The organism is Streptomyces sp. NPDC033178, from assembly GCF_055577685.1.
Map to the genome: position 1 here is coordinate 37,230 of NZ_JBVIPT010000034.1, position 20,144 is coordinate 57,373.

Sequence of the window (20,144 nt, forward strand, 5' to 3'; positions counted from 1 at the left end):
CGGTCCCAGGTCCCGGACGCGTCGGTCCACAGCCGGGAGCCCTGGGTGTCGGACACCCACAGTGCCCGGTGCGGGTCGTTCACGCCGGCACCTCCGATGCGACGAGCCGCTGGTGCAGCGCGAGCGTCGCGCTTTCCAGGGCGTCGCTGCCGCGGGTCAGCGCATGGACGTAGCGGTCGGGACGGACGATCACGGCGTCCGCGTCGTGTGCGTCGAGCCATGCCGCGAACTCGTCGCCAGCAGGCTGCAGGACGGTGATCTCCAGCTCTTCCCATGCCTTTCGCACACGGGCGCTGACTCCCGCCACCACATCCAAAGATGTGAGGACGGCGAAGTCGTAGCCCACGACGTCGTCGAGACGGACGCCTTCGGACGTGCGTGGCTGAGGGGCCAACCTGTTCACCGCACCGTCATCGGTCTCGACGAGGCCGGAGCCGAGCGGCGGCCGCAACTGGGGGACGGCTTGCGGCTCGGCGATGTGGAACCCGGTCTGCGCGTAACCGGAGGTCTCGATCATGTTGGACTGCCGCGCGGCCTCCTCGATGAAGGGACGCACGTGTGCCGAGCGTTCGGACTCGTATGTGTCCAGCAGGTCCGGCGCGCTGTGACCGGCCACCACCCGGGCCAGCTTCCACGCGAGATTGGTCGCGTCGCGCAGGCCCGAGCACATGCCCTGCCCCAGCATGGGAGGCATTTCATGGGCGGCGTCACCGGCGAGGAACAGCCTGCCGTCGCGCCAGCCGTGAACCAGGCGCGCGTGCCACTCGTAGACATCGGTGCGCTGGATCCGGTAGCTGCCCGGCGACAGCCACCGCCTCAGCAGGTGGTACACCGTGTCCGGACGTTCGCACTCGTTCGTGTTGTCATCTTCGGACAGCATGAATTCGAAGCGCAGCTTGGGCGGAGAGATCGGACAGTAGGTGACCGGCTTGTCGCGCTCACAGAGGACGAAGCCCTTCGCGCGCGGCAGCTCGGCAGGATGCTCGAACGGATGGATGTCGACGATCAGCGAGCGCTGAGTGCCTTGGAGATCCTCGACATCGCGTGCCACGTGACGGCGCAGGAACGACCCGGCGCCGTCCGCTCCCACTACGTAATCGGCCTCGATCCGGCGGGTCGCAGTGGTCGTCCGTTCGGTGACCTCGACGGTGGCCTGCGTCGCCGTCTGGCCGACCGTGGTGACGTGCCATCCCAGCCACAGATCGGCGTTGTCGTCGGCGGCCAGCAGCCCGCGGAGGCGTGATTCGAAGTCCGGCTGATGAAACTGGTAGTCGGAGTACCACTCCTGATCGGTTGCGCCTTCGGGGGCCACCAGCGAGACGAGGGGTTCACCCTCCGGATCGCACAGCTCCCAGCCCTCCATGCGCAGGAATCGCGGCTCCAGATCGGCCGTCCCGAGCGTCTGGAGTACGCGCATGATCTCGTCGTCGATGTGCGTGGCACGGGGGTGGGGGCACGCGATGCGGTTCGGGTCCACGACAGCCACCCGGAGTTTCTTCATCGTCAGTAGTCGCGCCAGGGTCAGGCCAGTGGGGCCGGCTCCGACGACGACTACGTCGTACCGCGCAGGACTGCTGTCTGCTGCGGTCATGGGTTCTGTCTGCATCCCTGTCTCCGTTGACGTGGAGCCGCGGGGGCTCGCCGGTGCGGTCCCCTAACTTGAGACCAGAGATGCGCATCTGTCAAGAATTTGCGCATCTTCCTTTGAGGTGCGCTGATGCCCTAGGCTTGGCGCATGGCAGAGGTCTCGAACGGCGGTCAGGCGACCAAGCAGAGGCAGGCTGAGCGCGTGTACCAGCGCCTGCGTGCCGACATCTATGACGGGAACCTGCCGCCGGGGCATCGCCTGAAGTTCCCCGAGTTGTGTGCGCGCTACGAGACCAGCGTCGGCGTGGCACGGGAGGTCCTGACCAGGTTGTTGGCCGAGCGGGTGGTGGTCGCCAAGCCGCACCACGGCTACGCGGTGATCGAACTTTCCGAGGCCGATCTGATCGATCTGACCACGGCGCGGGCGCGCGTCGAGTCCCTGGTGTTCGGCGAGTCGGTGCTCCATGGCGACACCGCCTGGGAGGCACATGTCGTGGCCGCGCACCATCTGCTGGCCCGTACCCCGCTGACGTCGGACATGGGCAGCGAGCAGACGCAGCATTGGAGCCAGGTGCACGCCGCGTTCCACGAAAGTCTGCTGGCGGGATGCCCGAACAGACGGCTGCGGGAAATCGCCGGTGCGCTGCGCGATGAGGCCGAGGTGTACCGGCGGTGGGCGGGGACCTTCGGCAACGAGCCGGACTGGGATCTGGCAGGCGAACACGCGGCCCTGATGGAGGCCGCGCTGGCCCGCGACACCGAGCACGCCACGCAGTTGCTCCGCGACCATCTCTCTCACACCGCTCAGGTGCTGCTCAACGGCATCACAGCCTCCGCCGTGGAGGCGGCCCCGACGGCCGGTGATTCCGTCCGTCGGCCGTAGCGGCGAACTGCTGCGCCGCGAGATCCTCGGAAAGGTGCGCCACGGTGGGGCGGCTGTCATGGGCGCCCAATAGCACCTCCAGTGCCCTCGCCTGCAGCACGTTGTACCTTTCAGCGAGCTCTCGCGCCGACGGCTCCTACCAGGCAGGCATCCGGGTGGCGTCCTGATCCCGGAGACTCATTGCGTCCTGCCCACCGCCGCGGTGGTGACGGGAATGGCGACGGACGCCGGTTCGCATCCTTCGGCGGTCGCGGTCACGGTCACCGACCCCATCTCATGACCGGCGCGGACCACCGCCACCGCGCGTCCGTGGTACGTCGTCGCACGGCCAAGTGCGAACTCGTCAATGGTGATCGGGTTGGCGCTGCCGAATCCGAGAAGGCTTCCCTGACCTTCGACGGTCACGCGAACCTCGCGGTCGGCAAGCGGCCGGATCACCCCGGCGTCGTCGGTGAGGTCGACCGAGACGTGGGCGAGGTCCGCGCCGTCGGCTGTGAGCGTTGGGGATTCGGGGGATACGCGGAGTCGCAGGCTCGCGCCGGCGCTGCGGAGAGTGTCACGCCCGATCTCCGCGCCGTCGTGGTCGTAGGCGATGGCGGTCAGCTCACCGGCGGCGTACGGAAGCCGGAACGTCGCGAGGTACGCGGAGCGCCCGTCCGCCGCCTTCGTCCCGACCCGGCGCCCGTTGAGCCACAGTTCGACGCGTGGTGCATCCGCGTAGACCTCGACCACAGCGGTACGGCCTTCGTGGCCCTCCCATGCCCAGCTCGCGATCGAATTGGTGGAGCGCCATCCGGTGTGACTGGTCTTCTCCCCGGAGTGGTCGACGGGCAGCACCGCGAGGTGCGGTCGGACTCGGGTTCGCCAGACGATCTCGTTGAGGTAGGACTGGGTCTGGCGTTGACCGTTGATGTCAATCACCGGCTCGCCGGCCAACAGCGCCGGGTACGGAGAGATCAGTCGTCGCGGCTCGTTGTACCGCTTGACGGCGATACCGGCTTCGCCGAGGTAGTCCCATCCGGTCCAGACGAAATCTCCGATGACATGCGGCATGCGTTCGATCTCGCGCCAGTACTTCGTCATCTGAGCGGAGGTTGTCTCGCTGCCCAGGATCACGCGATCCGGGTACTTCCTCGCATCGAGCGCGTAACGCGTCTGGCCGTAGTTGTACCCAGCGACGTCGAGGGCGGCGAACGCGTCGCGTGTGCGGCGGTCGACCGCTTTCAAGCGCATCAGCCACGGGAGAACGCGTTCAAGGGTGGTCATCGCGGCATTCAGGATGAAGATCAGGTTCTGCGCGGGGTTGACACCGCTCTCGCGAGCGCGCCGGTCACTCGCCTCGCGTTTCGCATCGGTCGGCGCGATGAGGCTGAAGAAGCCGTTGACGCAGTTCGCCACGGGTCGGCTGGGATCGAGTTCGCGGGTTCGCCGCGCCATCTCGCGGTTGAGCTCGATTCCGCGGGGTTGCGAGGTCTCGGCGATCTCGTTGCCGATGGAGTACAGGATGACGGAGGGATGGTTCCGGTCCTTCTCGATCATCGCTGCCAGGTCGTGCGGCCACCATTCGTCGAAGTCGAGCGAGTAGTCGTGTACGTGCTTCGGGCGGTACCAGACGTCCGTCAGCTCGTCCATGACGAACATTCCGTACCGGTCACACGCCCGTAGCAGTGCCTGGGAGACCGGGTTGTGCGCGCTCCGGATGGCGTTGTACCCCGCCTCCTTGAGAATCCGGATCCGACGGTCGGCCGCCGCGTCGAGCTCGTGGGCACCGATGACGCCGTTGTCATGGTGGATGCACGCACCGCGCAGCTTGACGGGCTTTCCGTTGATGCGAAGGCCTCGCCTCGCGTCGACCTCGATGGTCCGGATCCCGACCCGCTCGACGAGAACGTCGACCTTGTCGTCGGCAACAAAGGCCTTGACGGAGAGGTCGTAGAGCGATGGCTCATGCTCCGACCACAGGCGTGCGCGGGGCACGGTGAGACGCTCGCGATGCCAGCGCGTCTCCCGTGGCGGCACCGCCACGCCGGGACACTCGGCCGCGACGGCGTGTTCGTCAGCCGTGAGCCGGATATCGAGCCGGACATCCGTCTCCACGGAACGGCTGTTGACCAGCTCCACCGCCACCTCGACGATCGCGGTGTCGCCGGACACGTCCACAGTGGTCACCCTTAGCCCGTCGGCGCCGATGTGGACCTCTCCACCGACCAGCACGTGGACGGGGCGGTAGATCCCGCTCCCCGAGTACCAGCGAGTGTTCGGTTCATCCGTGTTGTGCGCGACTACCTCAAGGAGGTTCTCGCGATCGAACTCGAGCAGGTGTGTCAGGTTGGCGCGAAAGGTGGAGTACCCCGACGGCCGACCCCCGATCCGCGCGCCGTTGAGGAAGACCTCGGATCGGTGGTACACCGCCTCGAACTCCACGAGGACGCGCGAGTGCCGCCACGCGTCGGGAGCCATGAACCGCTTCGAGTAGCGGTACACGCCACCGGGGTAGTACCCGGTGTTCTGTGCGTTGGCGCAGTCGGGGTCGCGTGGCTCGAACAGCATCGCGTCGTAGGGCAGCGTGAGCGGCCCGGCCTCGTCTCCGCCGCCGGCCTTCTTTCGGCCGCCCTTCCTTGGGCCGTCCTCCCTCAGGCCGTCCTCCTTACGCACGAACCAGTCGTCGACAAAGGAAGTGCGGATCACGACGACTCCTGAACTAGCGGACTGAACGGATGAAGGCGACGGCCACGGACGCGAGCGCTGCTGCGGCGATGGCGACGAGATAGACGGCCGGGTACCCGCTCGCCGTGACCAGTGCCCCGGCGATGGCGGGAGCGATGACCTGGGGGCCCGCGTTCGCGATGTTCAGCACGCCGAGGTCTCTGCCGGCGTCATCAAGGTTTGGCAGGACACGCGTGATGAGGGCGCCATCGACCGAAACGTAGCTGCCGAACCCGAAGCCGAGGATCCCGAAGCCCACCAACGCGCCGGGCAACCCCGGTACGAAGATCAGAACGAGGCAGGCGGGGATGAAGAGGAGGGATGAACCGATCACGAACGGCTTCATGCGGCCGAAGCGGTCGGCCAGGATCCCTCCGACGACGGCGGACACCACCAGCAGGAGCATGCTGATGCCGACGACCTGACCGAGAGCGGCGTTCGCCGCTGCGAGGGAGCCGTCTCCCACCTTGAAGTAGTCACGCAGGGCGAAGAGTTGAAGCCCGCTTGCCAGCGTGTACCCGGAGAACGCGAGAAAGCGGCCGATGAAGGTCCACCAGAAATCGGGGTTGCTCCGGAAACCTCCGAGGCGCGCGGGCGCGGCCTGCTCGATCGGGCTCTTCGGCGGGACGTCTTTCGTCGCGAATGCGAAGACCACACCCACCGTGATCAGCTGCACGCCGAACAGCGCGTACGGGACGATCGGCGGCAGGCCGGTGGTGCTCAGCAGTGCGCCGACGGACGCGCCGATCCCGGCACCCACGAGCATGCCCATCCCGTTGACAGCCGAGAATCGAGAGCGGATCCGCATCGGCACGCGTTCCGGGATCGTTGCCGCGGCCGCACCCTGGAACGCGTTGAGCGGCCACATCGCGAGTGCCCACACAACGCCGAGGACAATCGTATTGGGTGCCAGGGCGGTGAGGATGAGCGCCGCGGCGCCGCAGAGGCTACCGATGAGGATCCAGAGGTTGCGGCGGCCGAGACGCACTCTGGTTCGGTCCGAGAGCAGCCCCATGACGGGTTGGGAGACCACCGACGACACCGCCGCCGCGGTGGTGATGACACCGAGCATCGCCGCCTGAGCCGTGCTGTCATGGCTGTCGAACGAGGCCACCTGATTGGCGAGCAGCGCCTGCAGCACCCCACCCCAGACAATGGAGACGCTCACCGCGGTCAACGGCACGAGCACCCACAGACGCCGCTGCATGGTCTTCGGCGCCTGAGCGTCCGCCTCATCGACGGGGGCCGGCCCACCGGGGACCGGAAGAGAAGCGGGAACCGTGGATACCGCAGGCTTCGCCATCGCCGACCCTTCGTCGTCGAAGTTGTCATGCTGTCGGTCCGGAGGCACAGGTCGCCGAGCAGCTTCCCAGCCACTCCGTCCACTCCGTGAAGACGATCCGCGAGGTTCGCACCAGCGATCGTCGCCGCGCTCGCGGAGTGTGTGGCAGTCAAGGGCGGCCACTTCTCGCACGGCGGCGTCCTACCGGAGAGTGACGGACGCACCACGATGGCATCTCAATATCCGTCACGGTGTCAATAGATTGTCGAGAATCCATGCGTCAATCGATATTTTCTGCGCGCTTGCAAGGCGGAACCCGCCTCGACGCGATCAGGCCTCCGCAGCCCGAAGCCGGTTGCTGTGCGCAGGGCGACGATCTCGCCGAGGAACACAACGACTCCGCCGGGCGGCCCGCTCTGGGCTGCGTCCCTGCCCCTGTCCCTGCCCTGTGTCGAGGAGGCCGCTGCTGAGATCGCGGGCGGCGATCCTTCCCGTCGGTGCCCCGAACTGGCATGCGTGCCAACGGAGTTGGGCCGACCGGCCGCGGCGCCGAACGGCATGCCCGGCCAACTGGAGACCGTCTTCGCCGCCTGAGCCGAGTCCGAGGCACGGATGAGCCGGTTCGTCGCCGACGCCGGCCGCGAGCTGCGTACCCCGCTCTGCGGCATCAGAGGCCTGACCGGCCTCCACCGCCCACTGGTACGGCCCGCAACATCCCGCCCGGACACCGGAGGTGCCTTGCCTGCGGCTGTCCTCAACAGGCTCTGAGCGGCTCCGGTGAAGTCCGCTGCGGTTCGGCAGCGCCCTGAAGGGGTGCGGGGCTGTGTCGATCTGCGGCTCCTCTCCCACTCTCGGCTTCGCTCGACCGGGGGGACCCCATCGTGGGCGCGGCCTGGGGGACCTCCCGGCCGAAGGCTGGGGCCCACGACGCACCTGCGGAAACTCACCGGACCTCCAGCGGAGCGCTCAGCTCGCGACGCCACGGGCGGCGAGTTCGTCCTTGACCGCGGCCAGGTCCCGGTCCGAGAAGTGAACACCACGACACACGACCCCGCTGACGGTGTGAAGGTTTGCCGCCGCCAGAGTGGGGTCGGCGTCGAGGAGGACGAGATCGGCCTCCTTGCCCGCCTCCACGGCACCGGCCACGTCGTCGCGGCCGAGGAAGCGGGCGGCGTCGCAGGTCGCTGCCCGCAGGATGCTGAGCGGATCGAGTCCTGCGTCGGCGAACAGGTCGAATTCGTCGTGGAGCGAGGCGCCGGGGACTACCCAGACTGCGCCGACCGTGTCGGAACCGGCCAGCAGTGGCACGCCCTCCTGGGCGAAGATCTTCACAAGGCGGAGCTGCATGGCGAACTGAGCCGCGAAGATCTCATGTTGCGCTTCGGAGAACTTCGACGCGAAGGCTTCGGCGGCGTGGTCCCAGGTCTTACGGACTGTGGACGCGATGTATCGCAGGTCGGCATCGGCGCGGAACGCCGGTTCGTCGCAGCGCTCCTGGGCCTTGATCCGGATGAGTGTGGGGCAGTTCCAGGTATCTTCGGCCGCGAAGTGCGCGGCGAGTTCGTGGGCCTTCTCCTCATCGAAGCTGTCCAGGGCATGGCGCAGGTTCTCCAACCCGGCGACGCTGGTCCGCTGCGCGGGGTTGAGGATGAACTTCTTCGCGAGCATGCCGACCAGCTTGTCCATGAAGGGAAGCTTCAGAGGCGGGAGCTTCATCGGAGGGCCGTCCTCGGCCAGGATCTCCTCCTCGTGGCACGAGCAGCCGGCGAGCACGCCCAGTCCGGGCCCCAGGTGCTCGATTGATCGGAAACCGGCCTGAGAGGCGGCCCTCACGTCGATGCCCGCAGGAAGGTGTCCGCCGATCGGGATGCCCAGCCGGGTGGCCTCCTTCTGGGCTTCGAAGTACACCTCTGGCGTGATCAGCGCCGCTTTGAGGAAGTCGGCTCCGTCCCTGGCCTGACGCCCGACCTCGGCGACTGCTGCCTCGGGCGTGCGCGCGTTGAGCGGAGTGAGCAGGGTTCCGGGCAAAGCCAGCAGCCGGGGTGTGCGGTCACCGAAGTCAAGTTCGCCGGTCCGGCGCCGCTGGAGCAGTTCGGGGCTGCCGCCCATCTGCCGGTAGCCGGTGATGCCGAAAGCCAGCATCAGCGCCAGCGTGTCGCGCGGGTCGGAAAGCCCCAGCGGGTGCGCGTGCATGTCCATATATCCGGGAACGACGTACCGGGACCCGCCCTCGATGGTGTCGAGGTCGCTCCGTTCGGCTGTGGCACCGATAGAGGCGATGCGTCCGTCGGTGATGTGGAGGTCCTGATGGGCGGTCCGGGAGCCGTCGCGCGGGTCGATGACCGTGACATCGGCGATCCGGTAGGGCAGATGGGTCATGGGATGGTTCCTGGTTCCTCGTAGCGGGTTCAGGCGGCTGGCCGGCCACTTGCTGTTCCGGCCACTTGCTGTTCATGAGGGTCCGGTGGAAGCGGGCGGCCGCTCCCCGTCGGCCATCGCCGGGGGAGCAGGCATCGCCTCACTGGGCTGGGAGCCAAGGTGTCGCGGGCACGGAACGGGGCGAGCGACTTGAGCGAGCCACACGTCAAGCTCGCGTTGCAGGGCCGAGAGGGCTGGGAGCTGGGCCTGTCGCACCATCGCGAGCAGATTGAGTGCTGCGCTGCTCGGGTCTCAGCGTGGATGATCACGCCATCGAACCCTAGCAGTAATATCGATATATTAGGCAAGTATCCTTTGAATGAAGGACTACCGAGAACTGATGGATGCGGCAATGACAGCTGCAGACCTTGAGCACCCCGGACGGCTGCCTGTCCTGCTCGATGATCGGGGAGCGATTGAGGGACGTGGCCGCCCGGGCTGTTCGAGACGGACGGTCTTCCGGTCCAGGGTCGACCCTTCCGGTCCAGAGCCGACCGCTACGGCCGGATCACCGTCAAGTTGTGCTCGTACGCCGTCCCGCTCCACTTCGTTCGCTTCACGACTACAGGCGTACCCCTCTCACGGCGGCCACGGCCGGGAGCACCTTGTTCTGTTTCACTGATTGGCATACAGGTTGCCGGCGAATGGGTGCCATCGCTTAAGTGTGACGAGCGCTGAGATGAGGTCTCGGCGGATCCGCAGAGCAGTGCGCCGCTTCTCCGTGTCGATTGAACGTCGCAGTCCGAAGGAGTCGAAGATCGTGACTCATTGGGAAATCGCTATCCCTTTTGCTTCCCGAAGCGGGCGACGGGGGATGCAGTTCTTTGCCTATCCCGTTGAGCTCTATCCCGAGGCTGGAGCGGCAGAAATGGCTGCAATAGCAGATGTGGCGAGCCCCGATGCCGTTCGTCACCGCAGGGGCGCCACGGTTCTTCCCGTGACGCTGGCGCCGGTCCTGCGAGAACAGACCTTCCGATATCAGTAGGAAGCGGTGCATGGCACTGTTTCTGCAGCTGGTTCGCCCTGAAGGCGGCCTGAATCATTCCACCGGACACAAGGCGACCCATCATGAGTTCATCGCCCCTTTCCGATTTCCCGTCCCATTGGGGTAAATGGGGAGCCGACGACGAACGCGGCACCCTGAACCACATCACGGGTAAGACACAGGCCAGGGGGGTGGCTGAAGCTGTCCTGGGGCGAACGGTTTCTCTCGCCTTCCCTGTCACGCCTGTTCCGGTCGCGGCGCCCATCCCCTTCGGCAGCAGCCCCATGCCGGCCGGTGTCCTGCAGGTGATGAACTACACCGGTTCTCCGGCCAGGGCGCTCACCGACACCCTCATCATCAACACGCACCACAGTTCCCTCACCCACATCGACGCGCTTTCGCATATCCCGGAGAACGGTCAGGTCTATCCTGGAAAAGACCTGAACCACGTCGTCCTCTCGGGTCCGGTCAACCACGGATCCACGGCTGCCTATGCGGAGGGCATCACCACGCGTGGTGTCTTTCTCGACCTTGCCCCCGGGGGCCGTCTCGAACCGGGACACCAGGTCACGAGTACCGACCTGGACGAGGCCGAACAGCGCGCGGGTGCCGGACTGGAATCAGGTGATGCACTCATCCTGCGTGGTGGTTGGAACGTCGCCGAGAGTCTGGGTGAGCCCCTTCCTCACATCACCCTGGACGCACTGGCGTGGCTGGTCGATCGGGAGGTCAGCGTCTACGCGGGCGACATCGGTGACCGTCCTCCCTTCCCTCCAGGCACCCTCATGGTCATGCATCAAGTCGCTCTCGCTCGCCTCGGCATGCCCCTCATCGACGGCCCGAACGTCGACCCTCTCGCCGCCACCTGCACCGAGCTGGGACGAAACTCCTTTCTCTTCGTCGTGGCGCCCATGTCCCTTCATGGTGCGACAGGCCTCCCGGTCAACCCGCTTGCCATCTTCTGACCACCGGCTCCAAGGACATACAGGTGACCTTCCTCAAAATCATTGTGGCCAGTACGCGGCCCGGCCGGATCGGCCCCTCGTTTGCTCAATGGGTCGAGGAGCAAGCAAACGAGCACGGCCAGTTCTCCGCTGTCGAACTCGTCGACCTGGCCAAGATCAACCTGCCTTTCATGAACGAGCCGCGCCATCCCCGCCTGCGAGATTACGTACACCAGCACACCAGGGACTGGAGTGCTTTGGTGGATGAGGCCGACGCTTTCGTGTTCGTCATGCCGGAGTACAACTACGGATATAATGCCGAACTCAAGAACGCAATCGACTACCTCCATCACGAGTGGCACTACAAGCCTGTAGGTCTGGTCAGCTATGGAGGCGTTTCCGCAGGTACACGGGCAGCCCAGATGATCAAGCAGGTGGTCACCACCCTTCGCATGGTGCCGCTGCCGGAAGCCGTTTCCATGCCGTTTGCTCCGCAGTTCATCGATGAAGACGGTGTCACGCACCCAAACGAAGTAATGACGTCGTCTTGCGCCGCAATGCTCCACGAATTGCATCGGGTTGCTGGTGCCCTGGCCGCATTACGGTAGTAGTGCGGGGCAGTGGAGAACTCTCTTGAGGTTTTGACCACGCAGGCCAAGCGCATAAGTGGAGTCATATGTCTGCTCTGATCGATGTTCATGCGCATTTTGTCACTGACAGGTACATCGACGAAGCCAAAGCGGCTGGGCACGAGCATCCCGACGGGATGGCTGCCTGGCCCAAGTGGAGTCCGGAAACGCATCTGGCGGTGATGGACCAGTGCCGGATCGGCAGATCGCTGTTGTCGATTTCGTCTCCCGGAACTCACTTCGGTGACACCGAAGCGAGCCGATCGCTGACTCGGGCCATGAACGAGTACGCGGCTGACCTGTGCCTTCAGCATCCCACCCGATTCGGTCACTTCGCGTCCCTCCCCCTGCCTGATGTCCTGGGAGCGCTGGAAGAAGCCGCGTACGCCCTGGACGATCTGAGTGCGGACGGCTTGGTGGTGGAGAGCAATTCGCACGGCGTCTACCTGGGGGACCCGCTCTATGATCCCTTGTGGCAGTCTCTCCATGACCGCCAGGCCGTGGTGTTTGTTCACCCCACGTCCCCTCCTCACGCAGAGGCGCTGTCGCTGGGTCGTCCTCGGCCAATGATGGAGTTCCTCTTCGATTCCGCCCGCAGTGCCAGTGACTTGGTACTGCGCGGCGTTCTGACCCGCTTCCCCGGTATTCGCTGGATCTTCAGCCATGCCGGTGGCGTACTTCCGTTGCTCGTCGATCGCCTGCAGTTGTTCATGGACATGTTCCCCGCTGCGGGCCCGTCTCGTGACGGTGGCCCGTTCGCGTCCGTGCACGAGCAGGTGGCTCAGCTCTGGTTCGACATCGCTGGGACGCCGTTTCCGCGCCAAGTGCCGGCATTGGTGGAGGTGGTGGGGAATGAGAAACTGCTCTATGGCAGCGACTTCTGCTGGACTCCTGTCAGGGGGGTTACCTCGCAGGTGGCGTCCATCGACGGCGCGTTTCAGCCCGAGGGGGAAACCTGGCGAGGGTTGACCACACGTAACGCTCAGCGGCTCCTGAAATGCTGATTCCGCAGACGGTCGGCTCAGTCATCGGTGCGGCTCACACTGCCGATTGGAACAATGGATGCATGGCGCCTTCACAACCTGATGTTGCTTCTGCCGACGCTACGAGTGCTGGACGGGGGAGGAGGCCGCCGGTCGGTGAGGCTGTGATCGACAGGGCGTTCAAGCTCCTGCATTCGTTCGACGCCGACCATCGCGTGCAGTCACTGGCAAGCCTGGCCCGACGTACGTACATGCCCCGAAGCAGCGCGCTTCGACTCGCACGCAAACTCGTCGATGTCGGCGCGCTGGAGCGCCAGGCGGACGGGACCTTCGTCGTCGGTCTGCGCCTGCTGGAGGTGGCGACTCTTGCCCCGCGCGGGCACGGGCTGCGTACCGTCGCAATGCCTTATATGGAAGACCTCTTCCACGTCACCCGGCAACATGTGCTGCTGGCGGTGCGCGATGGAGACGAGGCCCTCCTGGTGGAACGGCTGTCCGCGTACGACGCCACCCCTGTCCGCTTCCGGGTGGGAGGGCGTATGCCGCTGGAAGGGACTGGTGTGGGCCTTGTCCTGTTGGCTCACGCTCCCGCCGACGTGCAGGAGAGGTTGTTGAGTGAGTTCAGACAGCAGAGGGAGGCAGGTCTGGTGCGGTTGCGTTCCGCCGCTGAGCTACGCCGTGCGTTGACGGAGGTGCGGAGGGGCGGCTATGCCGTGGCGCAGGATACCGGGCCCGGAGGGCTCAGTACTGTGGCGGCCCCTGTGCGCGATGCGGGCGGAGTGGTGGCCGCGCTGTCCGTGGTCGTACCAACCGAGGAGTTCACGGCCAGCGCATATGTGACGGCCGTTCGTACCGGTTCGCGGGCGATCTCCAGGCAACTGGGGGCCAATGGGCCGGAGGAACGCTGATGCCCGGTCTGATGCGCGCCCGCCACGTATGCCCTTGCCGATCGCCGGGGCTGCGGTCGTCGGCGCCATGGCGCCTGGATCACGACAGCGGGGGCGGCGATGGTGGCGCACAGCAGCGTTCCTCGACTCCGCACGCAGACGATCAGCACGCAGACCATCCGCAGCAGGGGGTGTGTCCGGTCAGCCGGCTGTCTCGATGCTCGCTGAGGTCTCCATGGCCATGGCTCTCAACGACTCCGAGGTCCGGTCGATATGCCTGGCCAGCAGATAGGCTCCGCGGTCTGCGTCACGATCGATCACCGTCTGGAGCAGCTCGGCGTGTTCCCCGGTTACGTCGCGCCCGTAATCGTGGCCCACGGGGTGCGACCAGTGGCGGTAGATGGCGGCCGAGTCCCGAAGTGCCATGGCCACGTCGAGGAGTTGGTCGTTGCCGCAACCGTTGAGCAAGGACTGGTGGAACTGCTCGTGTACGTCGAACCACTCGCCGTTGGGTCGGCCGTCGACGGTTGTGGGGAGAGCGGTCAGGTGGTGGTGGACAGCGACCGCCTGGGACTCCCATGCGATGTCCCCCCGCCGTACGGACAGCCTGAAGACCAGCGGCTCGATCTCCATACGTGCTTCGGTGAGCTCGTTGAGGTGCTTCAGAGTCAGGGCCATCACGCTGAAGCCCTGTTGAGGGGTCGCGGTCACCAGACCCTGGCCGACGAGCCGGGTGAGCGCTTCCCTCACCACGGACTGACTCACTGAAAAACGCCGCGCCAGCTCGACGAGCCGCAGACGCTGTCCAGGCAGCAGGACGCCTTGGAAGATCTCTTCGCGAAGCCTGGCGTGAACTGTGCCTGCTCGTGTCACCTTGGCATCCACCATGGAGACGCAGCCTAGCAGCAGTGCCGCCATTTAGAATAAATTGCGTTATTTCTTTGTTCTATCGTTAATCGAGCGCCGTGCAGCGCGTTCCACGGCCTGGGCGCCACTGGAGTGCCGGAAGCGCGGTTGGCTGTCTTGGAGTGTCCGATCTCTGGGTGTCGTCGGCGCCCCGGAGGCCCTCGGGTCGGACGTCGCTGCCGCGACGGGGGCGCGACCGGCCGTGTGCCGCGTCGGCGCGGTCCGTGCGTGCGGACGCCGCAGCTGCTTGGGATCGCCCGTCGGCGGGATGGCGCTCGCCCCGTGCGGTCGTTGGCCGGGGTCCCGAGCGCCATGTGAGCGGCCGGCCGCCGACGCGGAGCCGGCCGGGCGCGGCACTGCTCCGTATCGATTGCGGTCGATGTGAATCTCGATATCTACGGCTTGCATGAGTGAAACCTGAGAATTTCGAAGAAACCTTGTTCTGGCGTTGATCCGATGCCAGGCTTTGGTCGGCCCCTTACCGAGGAGAACGCATGCGTATCGGCAACCTGGACGGCCGCTTGGTCCTGCACGTCGGCCGGGGAGCGGTGGATGTCGCCGTGGCCAGCCGAGGCGAGTTCGGTCCTGACCCGCAGGAGGTCTTCGCCCGGTGGGAAGCGTTTTCTGCCTGGGTGGCCGGTCTGGACCCGAGTACCGCCGTTGTGGAGCCGGTCGACCCGGAGCGGCTCGGTGCCCCGGCGCCCAGACCGGGCCAGCTCTTCGCGATCGGCCTGAACTACCGCGACCACGCCGCGGAGGCGGGCTTCGCCTTGCCGGAGGCTCCTCCGGTCTTCACCAAGTTCCGTGGATCGATAACCGGACCGTGCGGCCAGGTCGTACTGCCCGGGGAAACGGTCGACTGGGAGGTGGAGCTGGTCGTCGTTCTCGGCCGTCGGGCCCGGAACGTGGCTGCGAAGGAGGCCTGGGACCACGTCGCCGGGCTGACTGCCGGCCAGGATCTTTCCGAGCGGACCGTGCAGACGGCCGGTCCCGCCCCGCAGTTCAGCCTCGGCAAGTCCTTTCCCGGTTTCACACCGATGGGTCCCTGGCTCGTCACCGTCGACGAACTGGTGGCGGAGGGCCTCGACCCGGACGCGCTCGACCTGGGCTGTGCTGTCAACGGCGAGCCGGTCCAGAGCGGAACCACCGCCGACCTCGTCTTCTCCGTGCCCACGCTGATCGCAAAGCTGTCGGCCGTACTGCCGCTGGAACCGGGCGACGTGATCTTCACCGGTACACCGGCCGGGGTGGGCATGGCCCGCACCCCTCGCCGGTTCCTCCGCCCAGGAGACGAGCTGGTCACCGCCATCCCCGGGATCGGGGAGCTCCGTCACCACTTTGCTGCCGCACCAAAGGAGTTCTGACATGCCCTTGCATCGACTGACCTCGATCACGCTCGGCGTGCCGAACGTCGAGGAGACCGCTGCCTACTACGCGGAGTTCGGCCTGCGCCCCGAAGCGACGGACCATCGCTTCTCCACCCTGGACGGCGGCGAACAACTGCGGATCACCGGCTCCGACCGGCGTCGTCTGCTGGAGCTCGGCGTGGGCGCCGATGATCCGGACGACCTCGACCGGGTCGCCGCCGGGCTGAGCCGGCTCGAAGTGCCGATCGAGCGCGGCATCGACGAGGTGGCCGCCACCGACCCCGGCACCGGTACCCGGGTGGTGGTCCGGATCGCGTCCCGTCTGGAGCAGCCGGCCGTCCCGGCACCGCGCTACAACGGCCCCGGACGCGTGGACCGGCCCGACACGCGTGCCGACGGCGTCCTGCGCGAACAGCCGGTCCGGCCGCGGAAGCTCGGGCACGTCGTGCTCGGCTCCACCGACCAGGAGGCCAGCCAGCGCTTCTTCACCGAGGGCCTGGGCTTCAAGGTCAGCGACACCGTTCCCGGGCTCGCGGCTTTCATGCGCTGCTCGACCGACCACCACAACGTCCTGGTCCAGCAGGCCCCCCTGCAGTTCCTGCACCACACTTCCTGGCAGGTCGATGACGTCGACGAGGTGGGGCGCGGGGCCGGCGCGATGCTCGCCGCCGATCCCAGCCGTCACGTGTGGGGCCTGGGGCGGCACCATGTCGGCTCGAACTTCTTCTGGTACCTCAAGGACCCGGCGGGCAACTTCTCCGAGTACTACTCCGACCTGGACTGCATCGTCGACGACGCGCTCTGGAAGCCCGGCGTCTGGGAAGGCGCGCAGAGTCTCTACAACTGGGGGCCGCCTCCGCCGCCTTCGTTCCTGGCCCCCGAAGACCTCGCCGGCATGATGACTGGAGCGCACAGTGGCTGACACGGCTGTGAACAGCGAGTCGCGTGGCGCGGCTCCCGAATACGACGTTGCGATCGTCGGCGGCGGCCCGGTCGGGCTGACCCTGGCCAACCTGCTGGGCCGCCGCGGCCACCGGGTGGTGGTCCTGGAACGGTGGCCCCAGCCGTATCCCCGCCCGCGTGCCGTGCATTTCGACGACGAGACCGCCCGCGTCCTGGCCGAGGCCGGCATCGGCGAGGCGATCCCAGAGATCGGCCACCCCGCCACGTTCTACGAGTGGCGCAACGCCGACGGCCAGGTGCTGCTCCGGTTCGACTGGTCCGGTATGGGACCGGCCGGCTGGCCGATCGCGACCATGTTCCATCAGCCCGATCTGGAGCGAGAGCTGGCCGTGGCGGCGGACGCTCGCCCTTCGGTGACCGTGCTGACCGGCCACACCGTCACCGATCTCGATGCCGACGACGACGGTGTGACTGTTGTCGCCGACGGTCCGGACGGTCCGCGTCGGTTGCGGTCCGCCTGGGTGGTCGGTTGCGACGGCGCGAACAGCCTTGTCCGCGACCGCATCGGCACCGGTGTCACTGACCTCGGGTTCATGTACGACTGGCTGATCGTCGACGTCCTGCCCCACGAGCATCGCCCCTGGGAGCCGACAAACCTGCAGATCTGCGACCCCGTGCGACCGACCACCGCAGTCTCCGGCGGCCCCGACCGGCGGCGGTGGGAGTTCATGCGGATGCCCGAAGAGAGCGTTGCCGATCTGAACACCGAGGCCACCGCCTGGCGGTTACTCGAATCCTGGAACGTTACGCAGGAGACAGCCGACCTGGAGCGGCACACCGTCTACACGTTCCAGGCCCGCTGGGCCGACGAGTGGCGGGCCGGTCGGCTGCTGATCGCCGGTGACGCCGCTCACCTCATGCCGCCGTTCGCCGGCCAGGGCATGTGTTCGGGCATCCGCGACGCGGCCAACCTGGCCTGGAAACTCGACCTTGTCCTCGCCGGACAGGTCGGTCCCGAGCTGCTCGACACCTATGCGGCCGAGCGAAAGGCACACGTACAACATGCGATCGGCATGTCCGTGGAGCTGGGCAAGGTCATCTGTGTCACCGACACCGATGCGGCGGCAAAGCGGGACGAGTTCATGCTCGCCAACGACGCCGATCCGGCGCGGGTTCTGCCTCCGATACCGCCGTCCACGCTGACCGACGGTGTCCTGCGCCGGGATGCCTCCGGCCGGCCGCTGCCGGGCTCGGGCGTGCTGGCCTTCCAACCCCGCCTGAACATCGGCGGACGCGTCGGTCTGCTCGACGATCTGGTCGGACCGGCCCTGGTCGTGGGCGCTACGGTCGATCCGCACGAGGTGCTCACCGCTGACCAGTTGGCCCGGCTGCGTGCACTCGGTGCCGTGGTGCTGCACCTGGTGCCCGAGATGGACGTCGACGGCGCGCTGCTGGCGCACCTGGCCGACGTGAACCATGTCGGCTTCGTGCTTCGGCCCGACCACTATCTGTTTTCCACTGTGCCAACGCCGTCCGAACTCGTAGATGCCGTTACCGACCTGCTGGTTCAGCTGCCGGAGCCGGTGGCACGCACTGCTCCTGCTGAGCCGCGGTGAACGTCGAACCGATCTGGCGTCCGGCCGCCGCCACCGACACACGGATCGACCGGTTCGCGCGTCTGGCGGAGAGCCGGTCCGGTCGGCCGATGCCCGGCTACCGCGAGTTGCAGGAGTGGTCGGTCGAGGACCTCGAAGGCTTCTGGGCGACGGTCTGGGACTTCTTCGACGTCATCTCGACGTCCGGTTACGACCGGGTGCTGGCCGACGAGCGGATGCCCGGTGCCCGCTGGTTCCCCGGGGCTCGGCTCAACTACGCCGAACACATCCTGCGCGGCGACTCCGACCGGCCGGCCCTGCTCACGGTCACCGACGACGGCAGGACCACAGCACTGACCTGGCACGAACTCCGCGCCCAGGTGGCGGCGTTCGCCGGCTGGCTGCGTGTGCACGGTGTCGGCTCCGGTGACCGTGTCGTCGGCTACCTGCCGAACGCGGCGCCGGCCGTGGTCGCCTTCCTCGCCACCGCGAGCCTCGGTGCGATCTGGTCGGTCTGCGGGCAGGACTACGGAGCCGACGGCGCCGCCGCCCGGTTCGCGCAGCTGGAACCGTCCGTGCTGGTCACCGCGGACGGCTACCGGTTCAACGGCCGGGTTCACGACCGGCGTGCCGACGCCGCCCGGCTGCGCGATCTGCTGCCGACCGTCCGTGCCACTGTGCTGGTCGACCACATCGGCACACCGGGCGATCCGACGATGGTGCCGTGGGCGCGGGCCATCGCCACTCCGGCCCCCCTGCGTTTCGAACGAGTCGGCTTCGACGCCCCGCTGTGGGTGCTGTTCTCGTCGGGCACCACCGGGGCGCCGAAGGGGATCGTCCACGGCCACGGCGGTGTGCTCCTTGAGCACTTCAAGCAGACCGGACTGCACCTGGACCTCGGCGCCGGGGAGCGCTTCTTCTGGTACACCACGACGAACTGGATGATGTGGAACCTCGTCGTCTCCGGGCTGCTCGTCGATGCCACCGTCGTCCTCTACGACGGCAGCCCGGCCTTCCCCGCTCCCGGCAGGCTCTGGCAGCTTGCTGCCGAGTTCGGTGTCTCGGTCCTGGGCGTGAGCCCCGGATATCTGCTCGCCTGTGCCAAAGCCGGCATCGAACCCGGTGACACGCTCGACCTGGACGCGCTACGCGTCATCGGCAGCACCGGCGCACCGCTACCGGCCGCCTGCTACCACTGGGTCGCCGAACACGTCTCCGGCACCGTCCAGCTCGCCTCCACGACCGGCGGCACCGATGTGGTCAGCGGCTTCGCCGGAAGCGCCCCGAACACCCCGGTGTGGCCGGGGGAGATCTCCGCACCGCTGCTGGGCGTCGCACTCGAAGCCTGGGACGGCGACGGGAGGCCGGTGGTGGGGGAGGTCGGTGAGCTCGTCGTCACCAAGCCGATGCCCTCGATGCCGGTCGGGTTCTGGAACGACCCGGACGGGGCCCGCTACCGGGACGCCTACTTCGCCGCCTACCCCGGCGTGTGGCGGCACGGCGACTGGATGACGGTGACCGAACACGGCAGCGTCATCGTCTCCGGACGCTCGGACTCCACCCTCAACCGCCACGGCGTCCGGCTCGGCAGCGCCGACGTCTACGCCGTCGTCGAGAAACTGCCGGAGATCCGCGAAGCCCTGGTCATCGGCGTCGAACTGGCCGACGGCGGGTACTGGATGCCGCTGTTCGTCGTGATCGAGGACGGCCATGTGCTTGATCAGTCCCTGAAGGAGCGGACCGCTGCTGCCATCCGTACCCAGGCCTCGCCGCGGCACGTCCCCGACGTCGTCATCGCAGCACCGGGGATCCCGCACACCCGCACCGGCAAGAAACTCGAAGTCCCCATCAAGCGCCTGCTGCAAGGCGTACCCATTGAGCAGGTCCTCGCCCGCGACGCCGTCGACGACCCGACGCTGCTCGACTTCTACGCCCGGCTCGCTCCCCCCGCCGAGACCGTCTCCGAACGGAAACCCGCACGATGAACGACTCGGAAGCCGATCCACGAACGGACGCGGACACCGGCCCGAAGCTCCCAGCCCGACGCTGGTTCGCCCGGCATACGTGCT

At 67.1% G+C, this 20,144-nt stretch carries 14 protein-coding genes; 9 read left to right on the plus strand and 5 right to left on the minus strand.

Annotation, left to right across the window (positions count from 1 at the left end):
• Nucleotides 1-79: 79 nt before the first annotated feature.
• Complete coding sequence (locus tag ACZ5VQ_RS47250; protein ID WP_469110424.1) at nt 80-1,606, minus strand: bifunctional 3-(3-hydroxy-phenyl)propionate/3-hydroxycinnamic acid hydroxylase; 1,527 nt, start codon at nt 1,604-1,606, stop codon at nt 80-82.
• 129 nt (nt 1,607-1,735) lie between these two features.
• Between ACZ5VQ_RS47250 and ACZ5VQ_RS47255 the strand changes: the two genes are divergently transcribed.
• Nucleotides 1,736-2,470 carry an FCD domain-containing protein gene (locus tag ACZ5VQ_RS47255; protein WP_469110425.1) on the plus strand — a complete coding sequence of 245 codons (735 nt, stop codon included), beginning with the start codon at nt 1,736-1,738 and terminating at the stop codon, nt 2,468-2,470.
• Nucleotides 2,471-2,647: 177 nt separating this feature from the next.
• On the opposite strand, the gene ACZ5VQ_RS47260 is transcribed toward ACZ5VQ_RS47255, so the two are convergent.
• The 3 genes from ACZ5VQ_RS47260 to ACZ5VQ_RS47270 all read right to left on the minus strand — a co-directional run bounded on the left by ACZ5VQ_RS47260 (nt 2,648) and on the right by ACZ5VQ_RS47270 (nt 8,837).
• Nucleotides 2,648-5,158 carry a glycoside hydrolase family 2 TIM barrel-domain containing protein gene (locus tag ACZ5VQ_RS47260; protein ID WP_469110426.1) on the minus strand — a complete coding sequence of 837 codons (2,511 nt, stop codon included), beginning with the start codon at nt 5,156-5,158 and terminating at the stop codon, nt 2,648-2,650.
• Nucleotides 5,159-5,171: 13 nt separating this feature from the next.
• The gene (locus ACZ5VQ_RS47265; RefSeq protein ID WP_469110427.1) at nt 5,172-6,479 is read right to left on the minus strand and encodes an MFS transporter; all 1,308 of its coding nucleotides are present in this window, start codon (nt 6,477-6,479) and stop codon (nt 5,172-5,174) included.
• A gap of 945 nt (nt 6,480-7,424) precedes the next feature.
• On the minus strand, nt 7,425-8,837 hold the full coding sequence (locus ACZ5VQ_RS47270) for an amidohydrolase family protein (protein ID WP_469110428.1): 1,413 nt from the start codon (nt 8,835-8,837) through the stop codon (nt 7,425-7,427).
• 1,107 nt (nt 8,838-9,944) lie between these two features.
• On the opposite strand from ACZ5VQ_RS47270, the gene ACZ5VQ_RS47275 reads away from it, so the two are divergent.
• The 4 genes from ACZ5VQ_RS47275 to ACZ5VQ_RS47290 all read left to right on the plus strand — a co-directional run bounded on the left by ACZ5VQ_RS47275 (nt 9,945) and on the right by ACZ5VQ_RS47290 (nt 13,325).
• Nucleotides 9,945-10,826 (plus strand): cyclase family protein, encoded by an 882-nt coding sequence (locus ACZ5VQ_RS47275; RefSeq protein WP_469110429.1) that lies wholly within the window; start codon nt 9,945-9,947, stop codon nt 10,824-10,826.
• A 23-nt stretch (nt 10,827-10,849) separates the two neighbouring features.
• Nucleotides 10,850-11,413: an NADPH-dependent FMN reductase gene (locus ACZ5VQ_RS47280; protein ID WP_469110430.1), complete on the plus strand. Its 564-nt coding sequence runs from the start codon at nt 10,850-10,852 to the stop codon at nt 11,411-11,413.
• 68 nt (nt 11,414-11,481) lie between these two features.
• Nucleotides 11,482-12,438: an amidohydrolase family protein gene (locus ACZ5VQ_RS47285; RefSeq protein WP_469110431.1), complete on the plus strand. Its 957-nt coding sequence runs from the start codon at nt 11,482-11,484 to the stop codon at nt 12,436-12,438.
• A 143-nt stretch (nt 12,439-12,581) separates the two neighbouring features.
• Nucleotides 12,582-13,325, plus strand: a complete 744-nt coding sequence (locus ACZ5VQ_RS47290) for an IclR family transcriptional regulator (protein ID WP_469110432.1) — start codon at nt 12,582-12,584, stop codon at nt 13,323-13,325.
• Nucleotides 13,326-13,505: 180 nt separating this feature from the next.
• Here ACZ5VQ_RS47290 and ACZ5VQ_RS47295 read toward each other — a convergent pair whose 3' ends face one another.
• Nucleotides 13,506-14,222 carry a GntR family transcriptional regulator gene (locus tag ACZ5VQ_RS47295; protein WP_469110433.1) on the minus strand — a complete coding sequence of 239 codons (717 nt, stop codon included), beginning with the start codon at nt 14,220-14,222 and terminating at the stop codon, nt 13,506-13,508.
• A gap of 482 nt (nt 14,223-14,704) precedes the next feature.
• On the opposite strand from ACZ5VQ_RS47295, the gene ACZ5VQ_RS47300 reads away from it, so the two are divergent.
• From ACZ5VQ_RS47300 to ACZ5VQ_RS47315, 4 genes are read left to right on the plus strand one after another with little or no spacing between them, the layout of a single operon-like run.
• A complete protein-coding gene (locus ACZ5VQ_RS47300) occupies nt 14,705-15,574 on the plus strand; it encodes a fumarylacetoacetate hydrolase family protein (RefSeq protein WP_469110434.1) in 870 nt (289 codons plus the stop codon).
• Between the two features lies 1 nt (nt 15,575).
• Nucleotides 15,576-16,499 (plus strand): VOC family protein, encoded by a 924-nt coding sequence (locus ACZ5VQ_RS47305; RefSeq protein ID WP_469110435.1) that lies wholly within the window; start codon nt 15,576-15,578, stop codon nt 16,497-16,499.
• Nucleotides 16,492-18,096 carry a bifunctional 3-(3-hydroxy-phenyl)propionate/3-hydroxycinnamic acid hydroxylase MhpA gene (gene mhpA, locus ACZ5VQ_RS47310; RefSeq protein WP_469110436.1) on the plus strand — a complete coding sequence of 535 codons (1,605 nt, stop codon included), beginning with the start codon at nt 16,492-16,494 and terminating at the stop codon, nt 18,094-18,096. The genes ACZ5VQ_RS47305 and mhpA overlap by 8 nt, the downstream gene beginning before the upstream one ends.
• The gene (locus ACZ5VQ_RS47315; RefSeq protein ID WP_469110437.1) at nt 18,093-20,060 is read left to right on the plus strand and encodes an acetoacetate--CoA ligase; all 1,968 of its coding nucleotides are present in this window, start codon (nt 18,093-18,095) and stop codon (nt 20,058-20,060) included. Before mhpA ends, ACZ5VQ_RS47315 begins: the two co-directional genes overlap by 4 nt.
• Nucleotides 20,061-20,144 lie beyond the last annotated feature (84 nt).

Excerpts from the sequence above, each read along its gene's own strand:
- ACZ5VQ_RS47250 (WP_469110424.1), bottom strand. The coding sequence starts at position 1,606 with ATGCAGACAGAACCCATGACCGCAGCAGACAGCAGTCCTGCGCGGTAC.
- ACZ5VQ_RS47255 (WP_469110425.1), top strand. The coding sequence starts at position 1,736 with ATGGCAGAGGTCTCGAACGGCGGTCAGGCGACCAAGCAGAGGCAGGCT.
- ACZ5VQ_RS47265 (WP_469110427.1), bottom strand. The coding sequence starts at position 6,479 with ATGGCGAAGCCTGCGGTATCCACGGTTCCCGCTTCTCTTCCGGTCCCC.
- ACZ5VQ_RS47270 (WP_469110428.1), bottom strand. The coding sequence starts at position 8,837 with ATGACCCATCTGCCCTACCGGATCGCCGATGTCACGGTCATCGACCCG.
- ACZ5VQ_RS47275 (WP_469110429.1), top strand. The coding sequence starts at position 9,945 with ATGAGTTCATCGCCCCTTTCCGATTTCCCGTCCCATTGGGGTAAATGG.
- ACZ5VQ_RS47285 (WP_469110431.1), top strand. The coding sequence starts at position 11,482 with ATGTCTGCTCTGATCGATGTTCATGCGCATTTTGTCACTGACAGGTAC.
- ACZ5VQ_RS47295 (WP_469110433.1), bottom strand. The coding sequence starts at position 14,222 with ATGGCGGCACTGCTGCTAGGCTGCGTCTCCATGGTGGATGCCAAGGTG.
- ACZ5VQ_RS47300 (WP_469110434.1), top strand. The coding sequence starts at position 14,705 with ATGCGTATCGGCAACCTGGACGGCCGCTTGGTCCTGCACGTCGGCCGG.
- ACZ5VQ_RS47305 (WP_469110435.1), top strand. The coding sequence starts at position 15,576 with ATGCCCTTGCATCGACTGACCTCGATCACGCTCGGCGTGCCGAACGTC.